The organism is Mariniflexile aquimaris (genome assembly GCF_042676825.1).
GTDB lineage: Bacteria > Bacteroidota > Bacteroidia > Flavobacteriales > Flavobacteriaceae > Mariniflexile > Mariniflexile aquimaris.
The window spans coordinates 966,565-985,231 of the sequence record NZ_JBHTIB010000012.1 but is presented as its reverse complement, the minus strand read 5'-3'; the positions used below and the strand labels follow the sequence as shown (position 1 = coordinate 985,231).

Sequence of the window (18,667 nt, the reverse complement as noted above, 5' to 3'; positions counted from 1 at the left end):
ACAGAAAATTGAACTATATCATCAAGAGTTTAGTGGTTGTGGGGAAGACTAAATTGCATTGGATAGAGTAGAAGTGAAGGCTTCGGTTTATTGTGGGTTGCAGGTGGGGTAAAATGCAAAAGAGGGTTTTATTGAAGTGGAGATTAAGTTGCTAATTTGTTAATGTAATTAATTGTTTATCAATTCGTTTTCCATTTTTATCGAATGTGTATAAATATACTTTACAGTTTTTATTTATAGATAAATTATATTTTTCACCACTTTTTACAATGCTGGTAAAATAGGGCACTTTATTATGAAAGTCGTATTTGTTTAATATTTCGTTTTCATAGAATAATACTATCTGAACTTCATTTTCCGACTTGTTTAAATAAGAAAATGTGTGGAGGTTTTCAGTTAGGTTGTTTATCTTGTTATTTAGTACGAAATAATCTACTGATTGTAATCGGTCATTATTGAAATGCTTACTGTTTATAATACCATAGGTAGTATTTATTTCTTTTCTGTAAGAATTAAGATGGGTTTGGCTTATGGTGAGTGGGTCGATATTATATTTTTCTTTAAATATTGATGCCATCCATTCTTTTCCTCTTTTAGTTGGTTTTTCAAGAATATGGTCTATTCCGGCAAGCACCAAAACCTTGCAATCAGGGTTTAATTTAAATGTTTTATTGTATAAGTTTTCAGCTTGCCCAACTTCTCTATTTTTATTTAAATCTGAATTTTCATAGGCAATGAATTCATAACCTAATTCCTTTGCTTGTCTAATTACATTGCTATAATTCTGTTCACTCGTATAAAAGCCTGTTTTTAAAGTTGGGTATGAATCATCGAGATTTAGTAAGCTATCCTGTTTAATATTTAAAGCTTCTAATGCCAAATAAGAATAGCCTATTTTTTTTAGTTGTTTTAATAAATCGGAAATCAATAACCTATGGTTTGGATAAAAATGATTTTCATTTATCATTACAATTTTATGTTTTTCAGCTTCTAAAACAATGGTGTCAATAACTTTTGAATCAAATACCGAATACTTCTCTATTAGCTTAGAAATTGTGTCGTTTGGTTTAAATCTTGATTCAAGATCTGTTAAGTGCTTGTCATAAAACTTATTGTTTCCCAAAAATGAAGAGAAGGTCAATTGCATTTGTAGTTTTGTCCATTCTTCTTGTTTATCATAAGTTGGGAATTCACTAAGTTCATTTAATATTGCAAAAAATTTATTGGAATTTTGATGCTTTTTCACAATATCCATTACTGTGCTTATTTCTTTTCTGTAACTTTTTCCGACTTCTAAACTTTTAAAAATATTTCTCAAATCAATTTCTAAAGTGTTTTTAGAGTTTTCTGTTAGCGGATTTCCTATAAATTGTATCAGGCGATTATTGATTAAAGTATCAAAAACGATTATGTTTTTTGGGTAATTGTGTTTGTTGTTTTTTGATGTAGCAACAAAATATTCGTAGGGTGGTTCATCAGTTTTGCCGTAAGCAAGAACACTATGTTTTAACTTAAATTTTGAATGGCGAATTACTTTTTTTAATTCATTTTTATCTGTCGTATAGATGATGTCGGCGGGTGATTTAAAATATAATTCTAAAGAGTCATTTACAATGTGAATGCTATAGTTTTTAATATAATTATTATGTTCAAAATGTTCACTTATTTTTGGTGTACATCCAAAAAATAATATGATGAATGATACTAAAATAAACTTGGTCGTTTTGTTAATTGCCATCGACATGATTAGTAACTTAGATTTGAGTTATGTAAGAGATAAGCTAAGTTAATCAAAATATGTAAGAAAAGAAATAGGTATTTTTGAGAGTTATCAATCGTTATATAACAAAGCTTAAAAATACAGGTATAGCGTACAATTAAAATGAAGCAGGGTTTAAGAGTGAATATTGAATGATTATTTCAATAATCTGTGTTTTACGTTTTTACGAATTAACATCCAAAACTTAAAAAATTGGTTACTGTGGTTACTAATTTTAACAGCTGGTTTTAAAAGTAAAAAAGCCCAAACCTTTAGTTTGAGCTTATCTTGTTTTGTTAGATTTATACTGTTTCTGCTTTCCAAGCAAATTTTTGAAAAGGTGCATCCACTGGTGTGTTAGCAATGTGATTGGTATAATTACTTATCACTTTTTGCGATAGGCCTAAAATAACTTCCAAAACTTGTTGTTCGCCATAACCTGCTGCGTAAAATGCGTTCAAATCTTCTGTGGTTACCTGTCCACGATTACGAACCACCTTTAAGGTAAAATTGTGTAAGGCTTGTAATTTTTCGGTTGGCATCGCAGTTTTATTTCTTAATGCCTCAGTTAAAGTGGCGTCTACTTTCATCATATGGGCAATACCTGTATGTGCTGGTACACAATAATGACATTCGTGTTCTACATTAATGGTTTGCCAAACTACGGTTAATTCTTCTTTATTGAAAGACGATTGTGTAAAGAGTTTATGTAAGGTCTGGTAGGCTTCTAATAGTTCTGGAGCTCCAGCTAAAACACCGTGTAAACCTGGTATCATACCGTTTGCTTTTAGCGATTGCTCTAATAATGATTTGCTGCCTTCTGGAGCCGTTTCGATGTTGTGAATTTTTAAAGTGGTCATAATTTTAATTATTATTAATGTACTTATTGTTAAATAACTAAACATTCGTTTAGTTTTAGATTAAAAAAAATGTTATCTGTTTTTAAATATGTTTTCTATATAATTATCGAGTTGTTTTTTATTGAATATGCGCGTCGCAGAAGAGAGTCCGAACATAGCTATAATAAAAAAATCTGCTTCTTGCTCAATGGTTTCGGGGTTTTTAGTAGCGTCTTGCTTTAAAATTGTTTTAAATACCTGTTTTACTTCTTCGGTAAATGCTGTTAATGCAACTTTTATTTGTTCGTCGGCTTCATCGCCAATTTCATTTGCTGTATTGGTAATTAAACAACCTTTTCCAAATTCTGTTTCTTTTGTAAAGTCAATAAAATCATAGAAATAATTTTTAATTCCCAAAGTGCCGTCGTTGGATGCTTTTAACTTAGTGATTAGGCTGTTGAGTTTTTGCTTGTAGCATTTTAAACTTTCAAGAAAAACCCCGTTTTTACTTCCGAAACTTGCATATATAGAAAATTTATTGATGCCCATTTCTTTTTCAAGCATGTGCATTGAAGTGGATTCATAACCGTTTCGCCAGAATAAATTCATAGCTTTTTCGATCACTTCGTCTTCTTTATATGCTTTAGTTCTTGCCATTATTTCTAATTACGTGACAAAACTAAACAATCGGTTAGAAATAAAAAAAAGATTTAACATTTGATTTGGATTTACGATGTAATTAGATTGTCTATTTTAGGAAACTAAGGGTTACAAGGTATTAGAAAATGGAATAAAAAGAGGTGTTTTTTTAGAGTGTAGCTATTATATCCATCGTCTTACGCGTTTTGCATATTCAATATATTCTTTTCCAAATTCGTTCTTTAAGAATTCTTCTTCTAATCTAATTTGGGTATTCATGCTAATGCTTGATAAAGTCGTTATTAAAAGGGTAAATGCATTTGGAATTACAAGAAACAACCCAATGTTTGCTATCATAATTCCGAGAAAAATGGGGTTTCTTGATATTGAAAAAAATCCGCTAGTCACCAATGTTGTTTTGTTTTTTTCATCGATTCCAATGCGCCACGAATTTGCCATTTGTGTTTGAGCAATCCAAACAAATAGGAGTGAAAGTATTAAAAGTCCCCAACCAATTTTCTGCGCCATGGCATTTTCTAAATACCAAAACGGAAGTAAATAATCATACCAATGGTTTTTAAAAGCATAAATTCCAACAACAATCAATTCTATAAAAGAGATTATGCTAAATACTTTTCCGTTGAAACTATGTGCATCATCGGTTTTGTTAAAGGTAAACGGATTAATTCCAGTTTTCTTCCATACAAGTACCGACCGAATTACGAATACGAGTAAAAAATAAACTATCATGTAGATGAATAGATACATTATTTTCCTAGTTTTAAAATTCTTATAGCGCCTTGAACGACCAAAACAAAAACGATGCTACCAATTATTAAGTCTGGTTTGTTAGAGTTTAACCAATTTACCATAAGTCCAGCGGTAATAACCCCTAAATTGATAATTACATCGTTGGAGGTGAAAATCATACTTGCTTTCATGTGGACTTCTTCTTTGCTTTTTGACTTTTGGAATAGGTAAAGGCAAATGCCATTTGCAACCAGTGCAAATATAGAAATGATAATCATGGTTGAAAAATCGGGCAGTTTCTCGTCTCCAAAAAAACGTCTTAAAACTTCTATAAATCCTATAATGGCAAGTGCTATTTGAAAATACCCGGCAAGTTTTGCAATCCGCTTTTTTTTAATCAAAGATCCGCCAACGGCAAACAAACTAATTCCGTACACAAAACTATCAGCCAGCATATCTAAACTATCTGCGACCAATCCCATAGATTTAGAAATCAATCCTGTGGTCATTTCAATGATGAAAAACGAAAAATTAATAGCAAGTAAAGACCAAAGTAATTTTTTTTGATTTGTAGTTTCTATAGAGTCTGTTTCATCGGTCTGTTTCGTGGACACTTTTTTTGCCCCTAAATTCAGTTCTATAATAGCCTTTTCAATTCGGTCGCTTTCAGCATTATGAAAAACAGTTAATGTCCTATTTGGTAAATCAAATTCTAAATGCGCAATACTGGAAATTCCGTCTAATTTCATACGGATAAGATTTTCCTCTGAGGGACAATCCATTTTAGTAATTTCAAATATTGTTTTATTCACTTGGTTTGTTGGGTTTTGGTGTTAAGTGAGAAGTTTATTTAAGATGCCAAACTTACCTACTATTTATTTTAATTGAAATACAATAAAATTTATGAACAGTTTATAGGGCATTACAAGTTTTTTGTCATAAATTGAATCAATCTATTTTACGAATTGTAGTTAATAATAGCGTAAAAAAGTAGTGTAAAAATACTGGTTTTTAGGGTGATAACTCGTTAGATTGATTTAAAAATTAAAACGAGTATTATAATAGGGACAGCAAAAACCAAAACAGGTAACAATAAATTTAGTATTGACTTTCCAATGGAAAACTTTTGAACTTCTGATACTCCAATTACACAAAAAACAATAATCCATAAGCTAAAAATTAACTCAAAAATCATTGAGCTATAAAAAATAATATTTGGCAAGATTCCAGCACTTGAAAGATCTCCATCCGATTTAAATAGTTCGTTGCCATAAATTCCAATTTGAGGAATAAGTAGCAATAAAGTTATTATTACTGGTGTCATGGCATATGAAAGGATTCGTAAAATAGAGGTAGTATCACCTTTCCCATCTAACCATTTTCCTGTCCAACTTAGTAATGCGGCATAAATGTAATATGATATCCAACCTAAAAGTCCTCCTAATAAAATGCTCAAACCTATAATTGCCCAAATTGACAATCGGTCGCCCATATCTCTCTTAGAAGCTCTATCGAACGCACTTGAAATTCCAGCAAGAACTAATAAAATATTCACATATTTATCATAATGATTGTCATTAATAAACTTAAAAACTTCTCTAGGTTTTGTCCATATTTTTGTGAATATTTCTTTTTCGGTTAAATTTTCACCCGTATTAATACTTTCTATTTTGCTATTCATTTGATTTTGTGTTTGGTTAATTCGTTGTTGTAATCGTTATAATATGAAAAATCGCGATTTTGAAACTTTAATTTTTATCTTTTAGAAACGTTCTATTTTATTGAATTTAGTAATTTTTTAAACCCATTGTTGGTAGTTGTATTACCTGTTTAATAATTCAATTAGATTTATGTCATCAATAATCTTAAATGAATCTATTAAATTTCCATTTTTATCAATAATCATTGTCGTTGGATATCTAGTTATATGGCAACTGTTATGAAATCCACTTCCATTTGGAACAAGTTTAAAATTTGAATTTTTAATATCAAATCCTTTTAATATTTCCTCTTTTGGAGTTGTAAAAATAATAATCGATTCAATTTCTGATTTTCTATTGGTTTCATTTATTTTCGTATCTAATTCGACAATCTCATTTTTTTTAAATCGAAAATTATCTGCAAATAATTCGAATCTTAGGACAATTAATTTTCCTTTTAAATCATTTAAACTAATTTTTTTGTTATCAATTGTTTTTAACACAAAATCAGGAAACATCTTGCCGTTTTCAGGTTGAGCATTTCCACTTCTTTTTATATTATTATTAGTTGAATTTGAGTCGTAATAATATTTAATAATTTTGCCATATTTATCATAAACGCTTTCTAAAGATAAATTAGGGTTGTTTTCTATCAAAATATCAAATTCCTTCTTTGATATTTTTTTTCCAGTTTGCTTATTATATAATTTATCGATTTTGAATTCAGAATCAACTTTTGTGATGGTGAAAGTATTAGAATTTAATTCTTGTGCTACTAATTGATGACTAAATAAAAATAGTGTCAAAATCGTTAATAAATTTTTCATGGGAATAATTTTTAGCATAATAGAGAAGGTTATAATATAAATCGTTTAAATATTTTATTTCAAGCGACAAGCTAATATAGAATTTTCTGTCAAAAACGACAAGAAATAAATGTTACTGGTTATTAACAATTTCCTTCAAAATTTATCAAGAACTAGAGTTTGCACCACTAGGTTTAATTATGATTGTTTAAGGTCTTTGGCTCATGTTTTTGTTTTGCCCAAGTGGCAACTATTTATGTAGTCCATTAAAGCCTGAAAAAAATGGATAGGTTTCCACTGTTCTTAGCTCACCAATTATAAACTATTGTATATTTATTACAATTTAAAAGACAATCAAACCATGTTGCGTTTTAAAAATTTTAAGCTCGTTGCTACCATTATCTTAATAAGTGTGTTATCAGGCTGCGCTATGGCACAAAAGCCAAAGCCGAAACTGAAGGCGTTAATTATTGATGGAGAAAACAGCCATGGCGTATGGCTAAAAACCACGGTTATGCTAAAAGCCTATCTGGAACAAACCGGATTGTTTGAAGTGGATATTGACCGCACTACCTACACCTGGCAAGGACCACATTATAATAATACCCTGGGTGTTGCGGATATTAAAGACCTCCTAACCTTATATCCTATAACCTCTGAAAAACAACATATAGCTGTCGATGAACCTACACCAGACCCAGATTATAGTCCGAATTTCGAAACTTACGCTATCGTGATTTCAAACTTTGGTTGGAAGGCTTCAAATTGGCCTGAGGCTACCAAAAAGAAATTTGAGACTTATATTAAAAATGGTGGTGGATTGGTAGTGGTGCATGCTGCCAACAATGCTTGGGGCGATTGGGAAGACTTTAATAAAATGACAGCTATTGGTGGCTGGGATAATAGAAATGAAAAAAATGGTCCGTACCTGTATTATGACGAGAACTTAGTTTTGCAAAAAGATACTACCGAAGGAAAGGCAGGTACGCATGGCGCTCAGCAAGAATTTGTGTTAGACACCAGAGAACCTGAACATCCTATAATGAAAGGCCTTCCGTTATCGTGGAAGCATGCAAAAGACGAATTGTATGAACGCTTACGCGGACCTGCAAAAAATGTAACCGTATTAGCCACATCTTATTCGCAAGTAGGCGAAAAGGCTACCAAACGTCATGAACCGTTATTAATGACGATTACTTATGGCAAAGGTAAAATCTTCCATTCTACATTAGGACATATGGATTATTCTATGGAATGTGTTGGGTTTATTACCACATTTCAAAGAGGTGCCGAATGGGCAGCAACAGGTAAAGTAACTCAAAAAGTACCTGCTGATTTTCCAACCAAAGACGCCGTGCGTATTAGAAAATGGACTGAGTAAAATGCAGCACCTTAAAGCGCCCGAATTTATTCGTTTTGTTTATTCTGGAATTTGCTGACTCAAACAATGTAAGGTACCAAAGCCCCAAATAAAATCGGTTGCCGCAATACCTATAATGTCTCTATCGGGAAAACAATCTGCTAAAGTATTGAGTGCCACACGGTCGTTCGCATCATTAAAGGTTGGTACTAAAACCGTTTTGTTTAAAATTAAAAAGTTGGCGTAACTGGCAGGAATACGTAACCCATCAAAATCTAAACGTATTGGCATTGGTAATGTTACTATTTTGGGTTTGTTGCCGTTTTCTAACTTAGCTGCCTGTAAACGTTTTAAATTATCTTGAAGCGGTTTGTAATTCGCATCAAATGGGTCGGACTCGACTACAGTCACAATAGTATCGTTGTTTACAAAACGCGCTAAATCGTCTATATGGCCGTGGGTATCATCGCCTACAATGCCATCACCCAACCAAATAACATTGGTAACACCCAAATAGCTTCTAAAAGCTGCCTCGTAATCTTCTTTGGTTAAACCGGCATTTCTTACTTGAATGTCTGGGTGAAGCAAGCATTCTTCAGAGGTTAAAAGCGAGCCTTTCCCATTCACATCTATAGCACCGCCTTCTAAAATAAACGGTTTGGCATTGTACATCGCTTGTTCTAACGGGATGTTTAAAAAGTTAGCTACTTTAGCAGGCACGTGTTTATCGAGTTGGTAATTGGTATATTTTGCCCATCCGTTAAAGTTGAAATTAATCGCTTTTCGTTTACTGCCTTGTTTTACAATAATAGGTCCCGAATCGCGCATCCAGCTACGGTTGGTTTTATGAATGATAAACGATACATTTTTAAGATTTACATGCGCCATTTCAAGCATGCCTGTAACTTTGGTTTTTAGTTTTTCGTTGGCAACCACCAAAAATACGGTTTCCACCGAAGCGACTTTTTTAATAAACTCTACAAAAGCCCATTGTACCGCTTCGTATTTTCCTGGCCAATCATTACCATTGTGCGGAAAACATAATAAAATACCTTGTTGCTGTTCCCATTCGGCAGGAAATATCCAGTTATCGTTCATTATAATTGTTCGTAATTATTACTATTGTTTGTTTCCTCGAGCGCAGTCGAGAGGTTATTTAACTTAATAACTTATAAATTAGGTCTCGACTGCGCTCGACCTGACCATGATACTTTATATAATTTTTTTAAGATATCAAAAATGGTTATTAATCGATAGCTCTTTTTGTGATATCACCATATTTATCAATGCGTCTGTCGCGCAAAAACGGCCAGTTTTGGCGTACGTTTTCTTGTAAACTTAAATCGACTTCAGCAATTAAAATTTCTTCTGTATCAACCGATGCTTGTGCTAAAATTTCACCTTGCGGACCTGCGATAAACGAAGAACCCCAAAACTCGATACCATTGGTGTCTGGAAGGTATTTTTCTAAGCCAATTCGGTTAGCTGCAGCTACGTAAATACCGTTGGCTACCGCATGACCGCGCATTACGTTCATCCAGGCGCCTTGTTGGTTTTCACCATATTGCGCTTTTTCTTGCGGATGCCAACCAATAGCGGTAGGGTAGAACAAAACTTCGGCACCTTGTAAGGCCGTTAATCTCGCCGCTTCAGGATACCATTGATCCCAGCAAATTAGTGTGCCAATGTTTCCTTTTTTTGTTGGGAACGATTTAAAACCGATATCGCCAGGGGTAAAATAGAATTTTTCGTAAAAATGCGGATCGTCTGGAATATGCATTTTTCGGTACAAACCAGCTTCAGAACCATCGGTATCAATAATATAGGCACTATTATGATAAATACCTGCCATTCTTTTTTCGAAAAAAGGCACAATAATAACCACGCCTAATTCTTTTGCTAAAGCACTAAAAGCATTAAACGATGTGCTGTATAAAGGTTCCGCGAAAGCGAAATTATCCACATCTTCGCTCTGGCAAAAATAATGACTGCTATATAATTCGGGTAAGGAGATTACTTCAGCCCCTTTTTTGGCGGCATCTTTTACCCATTGAATGCATTTTTTGAGATTGTTTTCTGGTTTGTCATTCAAATTTAACTGAATAACTGCTATTTTGTATGTGTTTTTAGACATCACTAAGTGTTGATATTTTGATGCAAATATATGTAAATTCTATATTTTATCTTTCTAAGATATTTCAGATTGATTTTGTAAGATTTTTGTAAATTGATCGAAATTCAAAATGAATAAAAATTTTACTTTTTATGAAATTAATTATAGCTCATTTGGTGTTGTTTATTGGTGTTTTTGGTTACTCACAGCAAGACACTTTAAAATTTGAAGACAAATATAAAGACAAATACGAAGAGTTTGATTTTTATGCGAAACCAAATCGAGATAATGAACTTTCAAATTATTTTAAAAAACGAATTAATTTCAAAATGTTGGAAGCAATCGATTTTTATGAATCTGAAGAACATAAAAAAAGAGTTTTTTTGACTTTTTATTTAGATGAAAATAATGAACCTGTAAATATAAAAGTTTCTTCAAAATATTCAGAATTTAATAAAATGATAGAAGATATTTTTATAAGATATCCCATTGAAGATTTAAATATCCCTAAAGAGTACACTAATTGCGCTTATTTTTTGCAAATAATATCAAGAGAAGATGGGAAAAATATAATTAATTGTAGTTCAAATATTATTTGCGATATATACGCTATTGCTGAAGGTTGTGAAGCATCTGCTACCAATAACGACTTAAGGAAATGTTTGAGTAGTAGATTGGAGGAGCATATAATAAATACCATATCGCTTGAAGAAATTGAAGAATCAGGGATTTTGGGTCGAATAAAGTTGGAAACTAAATTTCATATTGATGAATCGGGTAATATTATAAATGTGAATTGTAAAGCACCAACAGATAATTTGACTGTTGAATTAAATAGGGTAGTAAGCCTTTTTCCGAAAATTAAAAATCCAGCATTAAGAAATGGAAATCCCACTAGAGAGTTTTTTAAAGATATTATTACGTTGCAAATTGATGCTGAAAATTTTAAGCACGAAGAGGAAAATCTTTATACGGAAACTACAAATCCAAATTCAGAGAATGAATTATCACATTATTTTAAACGATTTTTTACCCAAGATGAAATAGATACCGCCGATATTCTTTCAAATAGAAAGAGTATAAGCGTTAGCTTTAGTATTGATGATAGAGGGAAGTTTATAGATCTTAACTGTAATTCGAAAGTTGAATCTTTAAACAAAAAAATAATTCAGGTATTTATAAATGTTCCTAAAGAGAAATTAAATATAAACTCAAAAAGTATATTAGAACTTTACACTTATCAAATAATTACTAAGGTAAACGGTATAAAGACCATTAAATGTAGTACAACACCTGAAGTGAAACTATTTCCGATATATAAAGGTTGTGGAGATTCCAGCACCCCAAATGAATTAAAAAAGTGTTTTTCTATGAAAATATCAGAATATGTTGAGTCTAATTTTGATAAAAATCTGAAAACAAGCTTATTTGCTTCTGGTGATTATAGGATTTATTGCATATTTAAAGTGGATATTGATGGGAAGATAATTGATGTAAGAGTAAGAGCTTCGAATCCTATTTATGCTCAAGAAGCCTTAAGAATATTAAATAGTATTCCTGAAGCTATTAAACCTGGTTATAAAAATGGAGAAGCTATTCCTACACCTTATTCGTTACCAATAATTTTTCAAATCGCAAAGCCGAATCTTTCTAAAGATTTTATAAAAAATAATTAGATTTAGACTATTTATCCTTCTTGTAAAGAGGGATGCGATAGGATAGGGTGTAACCAAAGCCAACGCCTATACCTGTTGTATCGAATGTTTTATTAAAACCTGGGATATAAAGATTTTCAAAATTATCTGGTTCGGTTTCACTCACTAATATTTTAAGTTGTGCGTTTAAACCCAGATAGAGGTTGTTAAATAACTCCGCTTTTATTCCAATTATAAGTTCGCCCCAAATGGCCGTTAAACCTTTAAATTCCTGAAAGTCGGTCGAGCTATATTGAGGCGACCAATATTGGTCTGTTGTATAAACGGTGTAACTATTTAGTTTTTGGTTAAAGGTGCTGGCACCAATTCGAAAACCAGAATAAATCATATTATCCATATCGAGCCAGTTTTGGTATAAATTATAATCGATTCCGGCCTTTATGTAACTTCCGGTTGTGGTAACATCTAGATAATCGGTGGTATTGTTTTTTTCATCAAAACCAAGTTCTCCAGCTAGGTATAAACGTTTTTTCAACCTATAATCGGCCGAAACTTCGAAGCCGCTATAGGCGTCATCAAAGAACGAACGTGTTAGTTTAACAACATCACCACCAACACGCAATCCGTATTTTTCTTTAATTTTTATGGAATCTTTGGTGGCCTTGGCAGCGTCATCGTTCTGAGCATTAACAGGCACCCAAAACAGTAGCAACAAGAAAAAACTATTAGTGAAAAATGTTAAAATGAGTTTCTGTTTCATCTTCTACAGATTGGTTATCGTTTAAAGGTTGTCTTGATTTTATCCAATTATCTGAATCGGATACAATGGTAAGGGTCACATTATTAAAAATAGTTTTGTAACCGCAGGCACGCGATACATAAACATTTTCTCTGCTGTAACTTATGGTGATTACATCCTGATTGCCGTCATAATAATCGTCGCTGGAATTATCTGGTGTTCCGTTATCATTTACAGAAGCTTCTTTTATAAGTGTGTATCGCGTTACATTACTATCTGTTTTTAATGGTAATACAATTTGAGTAACATCTTCGATGTTATAACCAGACAAAACCGTATCATTGCCATCACCAATTACTACCAAATTAGTAATACTTTTTGCTTCTTCTGTATCCGATACATCGTAAGCATCAATAATTAAACTGGGTGTTGTAGACGTGCTTGATGCGCAAATATCATCGCTTTCACAACTTATATTGATTCCAATTCCAACCAGGGTAAGTAGAATTAAAATGAAACCTGTTTTTTTCATAAATCTCCTTTTTTGAGTTTATTTGTTTATGCGTTTATGCGTTTAACTGTTTAACTGTTTATTTGTTATGTTCTAAAAATCTAAAAATCTAAAAATCTAAAAATCTAAAAATCTAAAAATCTAAGAATCTAAGAATCTAAAAATCTAACAATCTAATAATCTAACAATCTAAATCATCTTCTTTCTAACAACACCACATTCTCAACATGAAACGTTTGCGGAAACATATCCACCGCTTGTGTTTTAGTTACCTTATACATGGCATCCATTAACTCTAAATCTCTCGCCTGGGTAGCACTATTACAACTAACATACACCACTTTTTTAGGTGCGATGTTTAATATTTGTTGTACAACATCTTTGTGCATGCCGTCGCGTGGCGGATCGGTTATAATGACATCTGGCTGACCATTTTTAGCTATAAAAGCATCATTAAACACTAATTTCATATCGCCCACAAAGAACTCAACGTTATTAATGTTGTTTAATTGTGCATTTTCTTTGGCAGCGGTAATGGCGTCAGGAACCGATTCAACTCCAATTACTTTTTTGGCTTGTTTTGCAACAAATTGTGCAATGGTACCTGTGCCTGTATATAAATCATACACCAACTCATCTCCTTTTAAACCCGCGAAAGCTCTGGTTATTTTATATAATTCAAATGCTTGGTCGGAATTGGTTTGATAAAACGACTTGGCATTAATTTTAAATTTTAAACCTTCCATTTCTTCAAAAATGTGGTCTTCGCCTTTATAGCAAATCACTTCTTGATCGTAAATGGTATCGTTCGCTTTACTGTTTATAATGTATTGTAGTGAGGTTATCTGCGGAAATGTTTCAGCAAGAAAGTCTAACAACAACATGCGTTTCGCTTCATCTTCTTTAAAGAATTGAATTACCACCATAATATCTCCTGTACTTGAAGTACGAATCATCATAGTACGTAACAATCCTGTCTGGTTGCGCGTGTTGAAGAATTCAAACTTATTATCAAGTGCAAACTGCTTTACCGCATTTCTTATAGCGTTTGATGGATCTTCCTGTAAATGACATTTTTTTATGTCAAGAATTTTATCCCACATACCTGGAATATGAAACCCTAAGGCATTTCTATCGCCCAAATCGGCATCAGATTCCACCTCTTCTTGCGTTAACCAACGGCTATCGCTAAACGAAAACTCCATTTTATTTCTGTAAAAATAGGGTTTAGCGGCGCCTAAAATTGGAGTAATTTCAGGAAGATCTATATGTCCAATACGCGTTAAATTGTTGGTGACTTCTTTTTGTTTGTAAAATAGCTGGTGTTCATAACCCATATCCTGCCATTTACAACCACCACACACATTAAAATGCTCGCAAACAGGTGTTGTGCGTTTATCGGATAATTTATGAAAAACGGTTGCTTTACCATCGTAATACGCTTTACGCGCTTTAAATGTTTGTACATCTACAACATCGCCTGGTACGGCATTTGGCAGAAAAATAACCTTTCCATCGGGTGCTTTGGCTATTGTTTTTCCTTTGGCTCCTGCATCTAAAACTTCAACGTTTGTAAATACTTGCTTTTTTGTTCTTTTTGACATGCTGCAAAAGTAATGAAACGAATTCTGAATTCTGAAATCTAAATTCTGAATTTTGACCTTATTACAGAATTATAAAAAATTTTATTTAGCAACTAATATTTAGTAACTTGCAGGTCTATCCGGGGATGATTTCTCTCCCACGCTGCTTTTTCGAGAAGATCGAAAGAATAAAGGTACAGAAGGAATGGTTATTTTATCAATTTAAATTTCATTAAAATGGCTGTTTTAGAACACTTAACACCACAACAAACCATTGCATTAGAGAACAAATATGGTGCACATAATTACCATCCACTACCTGTTGTATTAAACAGGGGAGAAGGCGTTTATGTGTGGGATATTGAAGGAAAGCAATATTACGATTTTTTATCGGCCTATTCGGCTGTAAACCAAGGACACTGTCACCCAAAAATTGTTAATGCCATGGTGCAACAGGCACAAACTTTAACCTTAACATCGCGCGCATTTTTTAACGATATGCTTGGGAAGTACGAACAATTTGCATGCGAGTATTTTGGTTACGATAAGCTGCTACCAATGAATACGGGTGCCGAAGCCGTGGAAACTGCGTTGAAAATATGTAGAAAATGGGCGTACGAAGTAAAAGGGATTGATGAAAATGAAGCAGAAATCATTGTTTGTGAAAACAATTTTCATGGAAGAACAACTACGATAATTTCATTTTCAAACGATCCGGTAGCGCGTAAAAATTTTGGACCATTCACCAAAGGGTTTATAAAAATTGAATATGATAATTTAGAAGCTTTAGAGTCTGCTTTAAAAAATAATCCGAATGTAGCAGGATTTTTAGTAGAACCCATTCAAGGCGAAGCGGGTGTTTATGTACCACAAGAAGGGTATTTAGCCAAGGCAAAATTATTGTGTGAAAAATATAATGTCTTATTTATTGCAGACGAAGTACAAACAGGAATTGCGCGTACGGGTAAACTTTTAGCGGTAGACCATGAATATGTAAAACCAGACATTTTAGTATTAGGAAAAGCCATAAGTGGAGGGGTATATCCTGTGTCGGCCGTTTTTGCCAATAATGCCATTATGAATGTTATAAAACCTGGAAATCATGGTAGTACATTTGGCGGAAATCCTGTAGCAGCAGCGGTGGCGATTGCTGCTCTAGAAGTTGTTAGAGACGAAAATCTTGCCGACAATGCCCATATGCTGGGTGAACTTTTTAGAAGTGAGTTAAATAAGTATATTGAAACAAGTACGATTGTTAGTTTAGTAAGAGGTAAAGGCTTGCTTAATGCTATTGTTATTAACGATACCGAAGAAAGCGATACGGCTTGGAATATTTGCCTAGCCTTACGCGATAATGGCTTGTTAGCAAAACCAACACATGGTAATATTATTCGGTTTGCACCGCCTTTAGTAATGAATAAAGAACAGTTGTTAGACTGCGTACACATTATAACTAAAACGCTTAAACAATTTGAAAAATAAGCTTTAAAAGCATAAAAAAAAAGCGACCATTTGGTCGCTTTTTTTATGAAAAATATTTTTGCCTTTAGTTAATTAGCATTATTGACACCTTCGTTAAAACCTTTCATAAATTCATTCATGAATTCCTGTCTTCTTTCCCAGCCACCAGTCGATAAATCGTAAATATTATAAAGCAGTGTTATTCCACAAATAATAGTTATAATTAAAGCAACTGTTTTAGCGGTATTCATAGCGTTTAAGTCGCCTTCATAATCATCAGGATTTAATTGAGCGTCTTTAACTTTGTTCGAAGCGATGTAATAGGCTGGTCCAGAAAGAAACACACCTAAGCCACCGAAGCAGCAGCAAAACAGGCCAATAATAGATAAAACATAGATTAAAGTTGTGTTGAGTTGTTTTTTCATTTTTAAGATTTTGGTTAGTAAATTTTTTTGATAATAAAACTGATAATAATGATGGCTACTGTGGCAATAGCCAAATAGTTTATAATTTTTGAGGCGTATTTAAATTTGATAAATAAGGATACAATAATCACTATAGCCAGCGGAATTATAGTAAAAATAGCAGGGTACATTTTAAAAGCCGCAATAAAATCGCCATGAAATAGTAGACTAACAGACCGTTGCATACCACAGCCCATACACTCAAAACCAAAAAGTTTTTTGTTTAAGCAAGGAAGCATGTAAGAGTCTGTAGACTGCATTTTGTAAATTAGATGATTTTCAAATTTATAAAAATTTTGTGCGAAAAATGATTAATTATGAGTCTTATTTTTTTAATTGATTTTATATTGTTTTGTATAATGACTTATAATTGTTTAGAATTATTTCTGACGTCACTCATAACCTCAATGGATTTGAAATTTTAATCAAAATAGATTTTTGAATACATGACATAACTCTAATTTTTAGTGTAATTTTATAGCCTTAAACAAAAATTCATAGAATGAAATACATAAACTATATATTAATTTTAGCAGGCGCCGTGGTGGCCATTTATGCCAAAACGGGTACAGAACAAAATCAATATATTTTAATAGGTGGTATTATGATGTTGATGGCTGGTATTTATAGAATTTCTAAAACAATTCCTAGCAGAGATACAGATGAGCGTAGATATGATAATAATGAAAATGAGATGTAATGATTTTTACTGTAGGTGATACTGTTTTAGTGTTAGATGAAGCCATAACGGGCGTTGTTAAAAAAATTGTAGGAAATACGATTTCTATCGAAACAACCGATGGTTTTTTATTAGATTTTGAGAGCGAGGAATTAGTTAAAAAAAGCTCCAAAAATGTGCTTAAAGAAGATATGTTATCGCGTGCCACTATAAATTTGGCGCTTCAAGAAAAGGAACAATCAAAAAAAAGAAAACAGCCAAAAGTTAGGGCAAAAGACCGTTACGAGCCCACCATGGAAGTAGATTTACACATCCATCAGTTGGTTAAATCTTCAAAAAACATGTCTAATCACGACATGCTTACACTACAATTAGAAACCGCCAAACGTCAACTAGAATTTGCCATTTCTAAACGCATTCAAAAAATAGTATTTATTCATGGGGTAGGCGAAGGCGTTTTAAAAGTAGAATTAGAATATTTATTTGGTCGCTATAATAATGTAAAATTCTACGACGCCAATTACCAAAAATATGGTGTTGGAGCCACCGAAGTTTATATTTACCAGAATGTTTCTAATGCCTAATTAAAAAGTAGGGGTTAATTTTCGACTTGTAGATAAGGCACTGTTTTCTAACGTCCCAAAATCAAATACATCCAACGAAATTATTTGTAAGTCGAAATTAGAAACGGTAAGCGTTACAACATAGGTTTGGTAAATAGTATGTTCTCTGTATTTAGTTGCCGTTACTTTAGTTGCAATGGCTGGGTTTAAATAATCGGCTCCAATTAAGGAATTGGTAATATCGTTCGACGGGTTTTGGTCTTGAGATTCGTTTTCTTCATCGCGGGTTAAAACACCATCATTGTCATCATCATTGTCTAAATAATTTGGGATACCATCACCATCTGTATCCAAGGCATCACTAAGGTTGCCATCACCGTCTGGGTCTGGTTTTTCGTTAATGGTAAGTACGTTGTCTCCATCATCATCAACATCTAAATAATTTGGAATGCCATCACCATCGGTATCATCATCGTCTAAATTACCATTGCCATTAATGTCTTCTAACGCTGCCGGTATACCATCATTATCATCTTCCGTTAAAACCGTTTTTATTTTTACCGTTCCACTAGTACTTTCAATATCCTTAGTGATTTTTACAGAAGATAAAGGTATTTCACTACAAAACAACCCAGAAGTGGGTAAAGAGCTGTTACTGTAGGTTCTATAATTAAATGGATTTGTGGAACTAAGTGAAAAATCTTCTTCATAGATATTATCATCACCAACAGCAAGAATATCTGCCAGACTTAAAGACGCTATTTTTATAGATAATGATTCTGAGGGGTCGTCTTTTGTTTTGTAAAAAACTAATGCATCTGTTCCGCTGCAAACGCTAAAGGTATCATCAAAATCAAATTCTACTGTAATAATATCACCATCGTTGCACGTATAAAAACTCAATAAACAAATTGGTAATAGAACTAAATATAACTTTCGCATTAGGTTTGGGTTTTATTTGGACAAAAATAAAGGAATTGTTAATTATAACGTGGGTTATTAATAATAATTTTATTCTATTTACTTTTGAAACTTGAAAGGTGCCT

20 protein-coding genes are annotated in these 18,667 nt (G+C 32.8%); 5 read left to right on the top strand and 15 right to left on the bottom strand.

Features of this window, described 5'->3' with window-relative positions:
- Positions 1-151: 151 nt before the first annotated feature.
- From ACFQ0I_RS12310 to ACFQ0I_RS12280, 7 genes are all read right to left on the bottom strand, one after another.
- Positions 152-1,738: a hypothetical protein gene (locus ACFQ0I_RS12310; RefSeq protein WP_379942687.1), complete on the bottom strand. Its 1,587-nt coding sequence runs from the start codon at positions 1,736-1,738 to the stop codon at positions 152-154.
- 323 nt (positions 1,739-2,061) lie between these two features.
- The gene (locus ACFQ0I_RS12305) at positions 2,062-2,619 is read right to left on the bottom strand and encodes a carboxymuconolactone decarboxylase family protein (RefSeq protein WP_379942685.1); all 558 of its coding nucleotides are present in this window, start codon (positions 2,617-2,619) and stop codon (positions 2,062-2,064) included.
- A 72-nt stretch (positions 2,620-2,691) separates the two neighbouring features.
- Positions 2,692-3,255 (bottom strand): TetR/AcrR family transcriptional regulator, encoded by a 564-nt coding sequence (locus ACFQ0I_RS12300; protein WP_379942683.1) that lies wholly within the window; start codon positions 3,253-3,255, stop codon positions 2,692-2,694.
- A 165-nt stretch (positions 3,256-3,420) separates the two neighbouring features.
- Positions 3,421-4,005, bottom strand: a complete 585-nt coding sequence (locus ACFQ0I_RS12295; protein ID WP_379942681.1) for a methyltransferase family protein — start codon at positions 4,003-4,005, stop codon at positions 3,421-3,423.
- Positions 4,005-4,799 carry a cation transporter gene (locus ACFQ0I_RS12290; protein ID WP_379942679.1) on the bottom strand — a complete coding sequence of 265 codons (795 nt, stop codon included), beginning with the start codon at positions 4,797-4,799 and terminating at the stop codon, positions 4,005-4,007. The genes ACFQ0I_RS12295 and ACFQ0I_RS12290 overlap by 1 nt, the downstream gene beginning before the upstream one ends.
- Positions 4,800-5,014: 215 nt before the next feature.
- Entirely contained in the window at positions 5,015-5,668 is a 654-nt protein-coding gene (locus ACFQ0I_RS12285; protein ID WP_379942677.1) for a Yip1 family protein, read from the bottom strand.
- Positions 5,669-5,809: 141 nt separating this feature from the next.
- On the bottom strand, positions 5,810-6,514 hold the full coding sequence (locus ACFQ0I_RS12280) for a redoxin domain-containing protein (protein WP_379942675.1): 705 nt from the start codon (positions 6,512-6,514) through the stop codon (positions 5,810-5,812).
- A gap of 304 nt (positions 6,515-6,818) precedes the next feature.
- On the opposite strand from ACFQ0I_RS12280, the gene ACFQ0I_RS12275 reads away from it, so the two are divergent.
- Positions 6,819-7,874, top strand: a complete 1,056-nt coding sequence (locus tag ACFQ0I_RS12275) for a ThuA domain-containing protein (protein WP_379942673.1) — start codon at positions 6,819-6,821, stop codon at positions 7,872-7,874.
- A 39-nt stretch (positions 7,875-7,913) separates the two neighbouring features.
- On the opposite strand, the gene ACFQ0I_RS12270 is transcribed toward ACFQ0I_RS12275, so the two are convergent.
- Positions 7,914-8,951, bottom strand: a complete 1,038-nt coding sequence (locus ACFQ0I_RS12270; protein ID WP_379942671.1) for an agmatine deiminase family protein — start codon at positions 8,949-8,951, stop codon at positions 7,914-7,916.
- A gap of 148 nt (positions 8,952-9,099) precedes the next feature.
- On the bottom strand, positions 9,100-9,987 hold the full coding sequence (locus tag ACFQ0I_RS12265; RefSeq protein WP_379942669.1) for a carbon-nitrogen hydrolase: 888 nt from the start codon (positions 9,985-9,987) through the stop codon (positions 9,100-9,102).
- A 131-nt stretch (positions 9,988-10,118) separates the two neighbouring features.
- Between ACFQ0I_RS12265 and ACFQ0I_RS12260 the strand changes: the two genes are divergently transcribed.
- A complete protein-coding gene (locus tag ACFQ0I_RS12260) occupies positions 10,119-11,642 on the top strand; it encodes a hypothetical protein (RefSeq protein WP_379942667.1) in 1,524 nt (507 codons plus the stop codon).
- Positions 11,643-11,649: 7 nt separating this feature from the next.
- Here ACFQ0I_RS12260 and ACFQ0I_RS12255 read toward each other — a convergent pair whose 3' ends face one another.
- The 3 genes from ACFQ0I_RS12255 to rlmD form a co-directional block, all read right to left on the bottom strand.
- Entirely contained in the window at positions 11,650-12,381 is a 732-nt protein-coding gene (locus tag ACFQ0I_RS12255; RefSeq protein ID WP_379942665.1) for a DUF6048 family protein, read from the bottom strand.
- Positions 12,347-12,892: a DUF6452 family protein gene (locus ACFQ0I_RS12250; protein WP_379942663.1), complete on the bottom strand. Its 546-nt coding sequence runs from the start codon at positions 12,890-12,892 to the stop codon at positions 12,347-12,349. Before ACFQ0I_RS12250 ends, ACFQ0I_RS12255 begins: the two co-directional genes overlap by 35 nt.
- A 173-nt stretch (positions 12,893-13,065) precedes the next feature.
- Positions 13,066-14,475 carry a 23S rRNA (uracil(1939)-C(5))-methyltransferase RlmD gene (gene rlmD / locus ACFQ0I_RS12245; RefSeq protein WP_379942661.1) on the bottom strand — a complete coding sequence of 470 codons (1,410 nt, stop codon included), beginning with the start codon at positions 14,473-14,475 and terminating at the stop codon, positions 13,066-13,068.
- A gap of 216 nt (positions 14,476-14,691) precedes the next feature.
- Between rlmD and rocD the strand changes: the two genes are divergently transcribed.
- Positions 14,692-15,936, top strand: coding sequence for an ornithine--oxo-acid transaminase (gene rocD, locus ACFQ0I_RS12240; RefSeq protein ID WP_379942659.1), 1,245 nt, complete (start codon positions 14,692-14,694; stop codon positions 15,934-15,936).
- Between the two features lie 68 nt (positions 15,937-16,004).
- Here the strand turns inward: rocD and ACFQ0I_RS12235 are convergent, their stop codons facing one another.
- Together ACFQ0I_RS12235 and ACFQ0I_RS12230 are read right to left on the bottom strand one after the other, a co-directional pair.
- Positions 16,005-16,340 carry a CCC motif membrane protein gene (locus ACFQ0I_RS12235; RefSeq protein ID WP_379942657.1) on the bottom strand — a complete coding sequence of 112 codons (336 nt, stop codon included), beginning with the start codon at positions 16,338-16,340 and terminating at the stop codon, positions 16,005-16,007.
- A gap of 14 nt (positions 16,341-16,354) precedes the next feature.
- Positions 16,355-16,639 (bottom strand): DUF2752 domain-containing protein, encoded by a 285-nt coding sequence (locus ACFQ0I_RS12230; RefSeq protein WP_379942655.1) that lies wholly within the window; start codon positions 16,637-16,639, stop codon positions 16,355-16,357.
- A 242-nt stretch (positions 16,640-16,881) separates the two neighbouring features.
- Between ACFQ0I_RS12230 and ACFQ0I_RS12225 the strand changes: the two genes are divergently transcribed.
- Together ACFQ0I_RS12225 and ACFQ0I_RS12220 are read left to right on the top strand one after the other, a co-directional pair.
- On the top strand, positions 16,882-17,079 hold the full coding sequence (locus ACFQ0I_RS12225; RefSeq protein WP_379942653.1) for an LPXTG cell wall anchor domain-containing protein: 198 nt from the start codon (positions 16,882-16,884) through the stop codon (positions 17,077-17,079).
- Positions 17,079-17,642, top strand: coding sequence for a Smr/MutS family protein (locus ACFQ0I_RS12220; protein WP_379942651.1), 564 nt, complete (start codon positions 17,079-17,081; stop codon positions 17,640-17,642). The genes ACFQ0I_RS12225 and ACFQ0I_RS12220 overlap by 1 nt, the downstream gene beginning before the upstream one ends.
- Here the strand turns inward: ACFQ0I_RS12220 and ACFQ0I_RS12215 are convergent, their stop codons facing one another.
- Positions 17,643-18,563: a hypothetical protein gene (locus ACFQ0I_RS12215; protein ID WP_379942649.1), complete on the bottom strand. Its 921-nt coding sequence runs from the start codon at positions 18,561-18,563 to the stop codon at positions 17,643-17,645. It abuts the gene before it with no gap.
- Between the last annotated feature and the right edge of the window lie 104 nt (positions 18,564-18,667).

What these genes read in the sequence shown, in the direction of transcription:
- ACFQ0I_RS12265 (WP_379942669.1), bottom strand. Translation starts at nt 9,987, where the DNA reads ATGTCTAAAAACACATACAAAATAGCAGTTATTCAGTTAAATTTGAAT.
- ACFQ0I_RS12305 (WP_379942685.1), bottom strand. Translation starts at nt 2,619, where the DNA reads ATGACCACTTTAAAAATTCACAACATCGAAACGGCTCCAGAAGGCAGC.
- ACFQ0I_RS12255 (WP_379942665.1), bottom strand. Translation starts at nt 12,381, where the DNA reads ATGAAACAGAAACTCATTTTAACATTTTTCACTAATAGTTTTTTCTTG.
- rocD (WP_379942659.1), top strand. Translation starts at nt 14,692, where the DNA reads ATGGCTGTTTTAGAACACTTAACACCACAACAAACCATTGCATTAGAG.
- ACFQ0I_RS12285 (WP_379942677.1), bottom strand. Translation starts at nt 5,668, where the DNA reads ATGAATAGCAAAATAGAAAGTATTAATACGGGTGAAAATTTAACCGAA.
- ACFQ0I_RS12295 (WP_379942681.1), bottom strand. Translation starts at nt 4,005, where the DNA reads ATGTATCTATTCATCTACATGATAGTTTATTTTTTACTCGTATTCGTA.
- ACFQ0I_RS12270 (WP_379942671.1), bottom strand. Translation starts at nt 8,951, where the DNA reads ATGAACGATAACTGGATATTTCCTGCCGAATGGGAACAGCAACAAGGT.
- ACFQ0I_RS12215 (WP_379942649.1), bottom strand. Translation starts at nt 18,563, where the DNA reads ATGCGAAAGTTATATTTAGTTCTATTACCAATTTGTTTATTGAGTTTT.
- ACFQ0I_RS12225 (WP_379942653.1), top strand. Translation starts at nt 16,882, where the DNA reads ATGAAATACATAAACTATATATTAATTTTAGCAGGCGCCGTGGTGGCC.
- rlmD (WP_379942661.1), bottom strand. Translation starts at nt 14,475, where the DNA reads ATGTCAAAAAGAACAAAAAAGCAAGTATTTACAAACGTTGAAGTTTTA.
- ACFQ0I_RS12250 (WP_379942663.1), bottom strand. Translation starts at nt 12,892, where the DNA reads ATGAAAAAAACAGGTTTCATTTTAATTCTACTTACCCTGGTTGGAATT.
- ACFQ0I_RS12280 (WP_379942675.1), bottom strand. Translation starts at nt 6,514, where the DNA reads ATGAAAAATTTATTAACGATTTTGACACTATTTTTATTTAGTCATCAA.
- ACFQ0I_RS12260 (WP_379942667.1), top strand. Translation starts at nt 10,119, where the DNA reads ATGAAATTAATTATAGCTCATTTGGTGTTGTTTATTGGTGTTTTTGGT.
- ACFQ0I_RS12310 (WP_379942687.1), bottom strand. Translation starts at nt 1,738, where the DNA reads ATGGCAATTAACAAAACGACCAAGTTTATTTTAGTATCATTCATCATA.
- ACFQ0I_RS12300 (WP_379942683.1), bottom strand. Translation starts at nt 3,255, where the DNA reads ATGGCAAGAACTAAAGCATATAAAGAAGACGAAGTGATCGAAAAAGCT.
- ACFQ0I_RS12235 (WP_379942657.1), bottom strand. Translation starts at nt 16,340, where the DNA reads ATGAAAAAACAACTCAACACAACTTTAATCTATGTTTTATCTATTATT.
- ACFQ0I_RS12220 (WP_379942651.1), top strand. Translation starts at nt 17,079, where the DNA reads ATGATTTTTACTGTAGGTGATACTGTTTTAGTGTTAGATGAAGCCATA.
- ACFQ0I_RS12230 (WP_379942655.1), bottom strand. Translation starts at nt 16,639, where the DNA reads ATGCAGTCTACAGACTCTTACATGCTTCCTTGCTTAAACAAAAAACTT.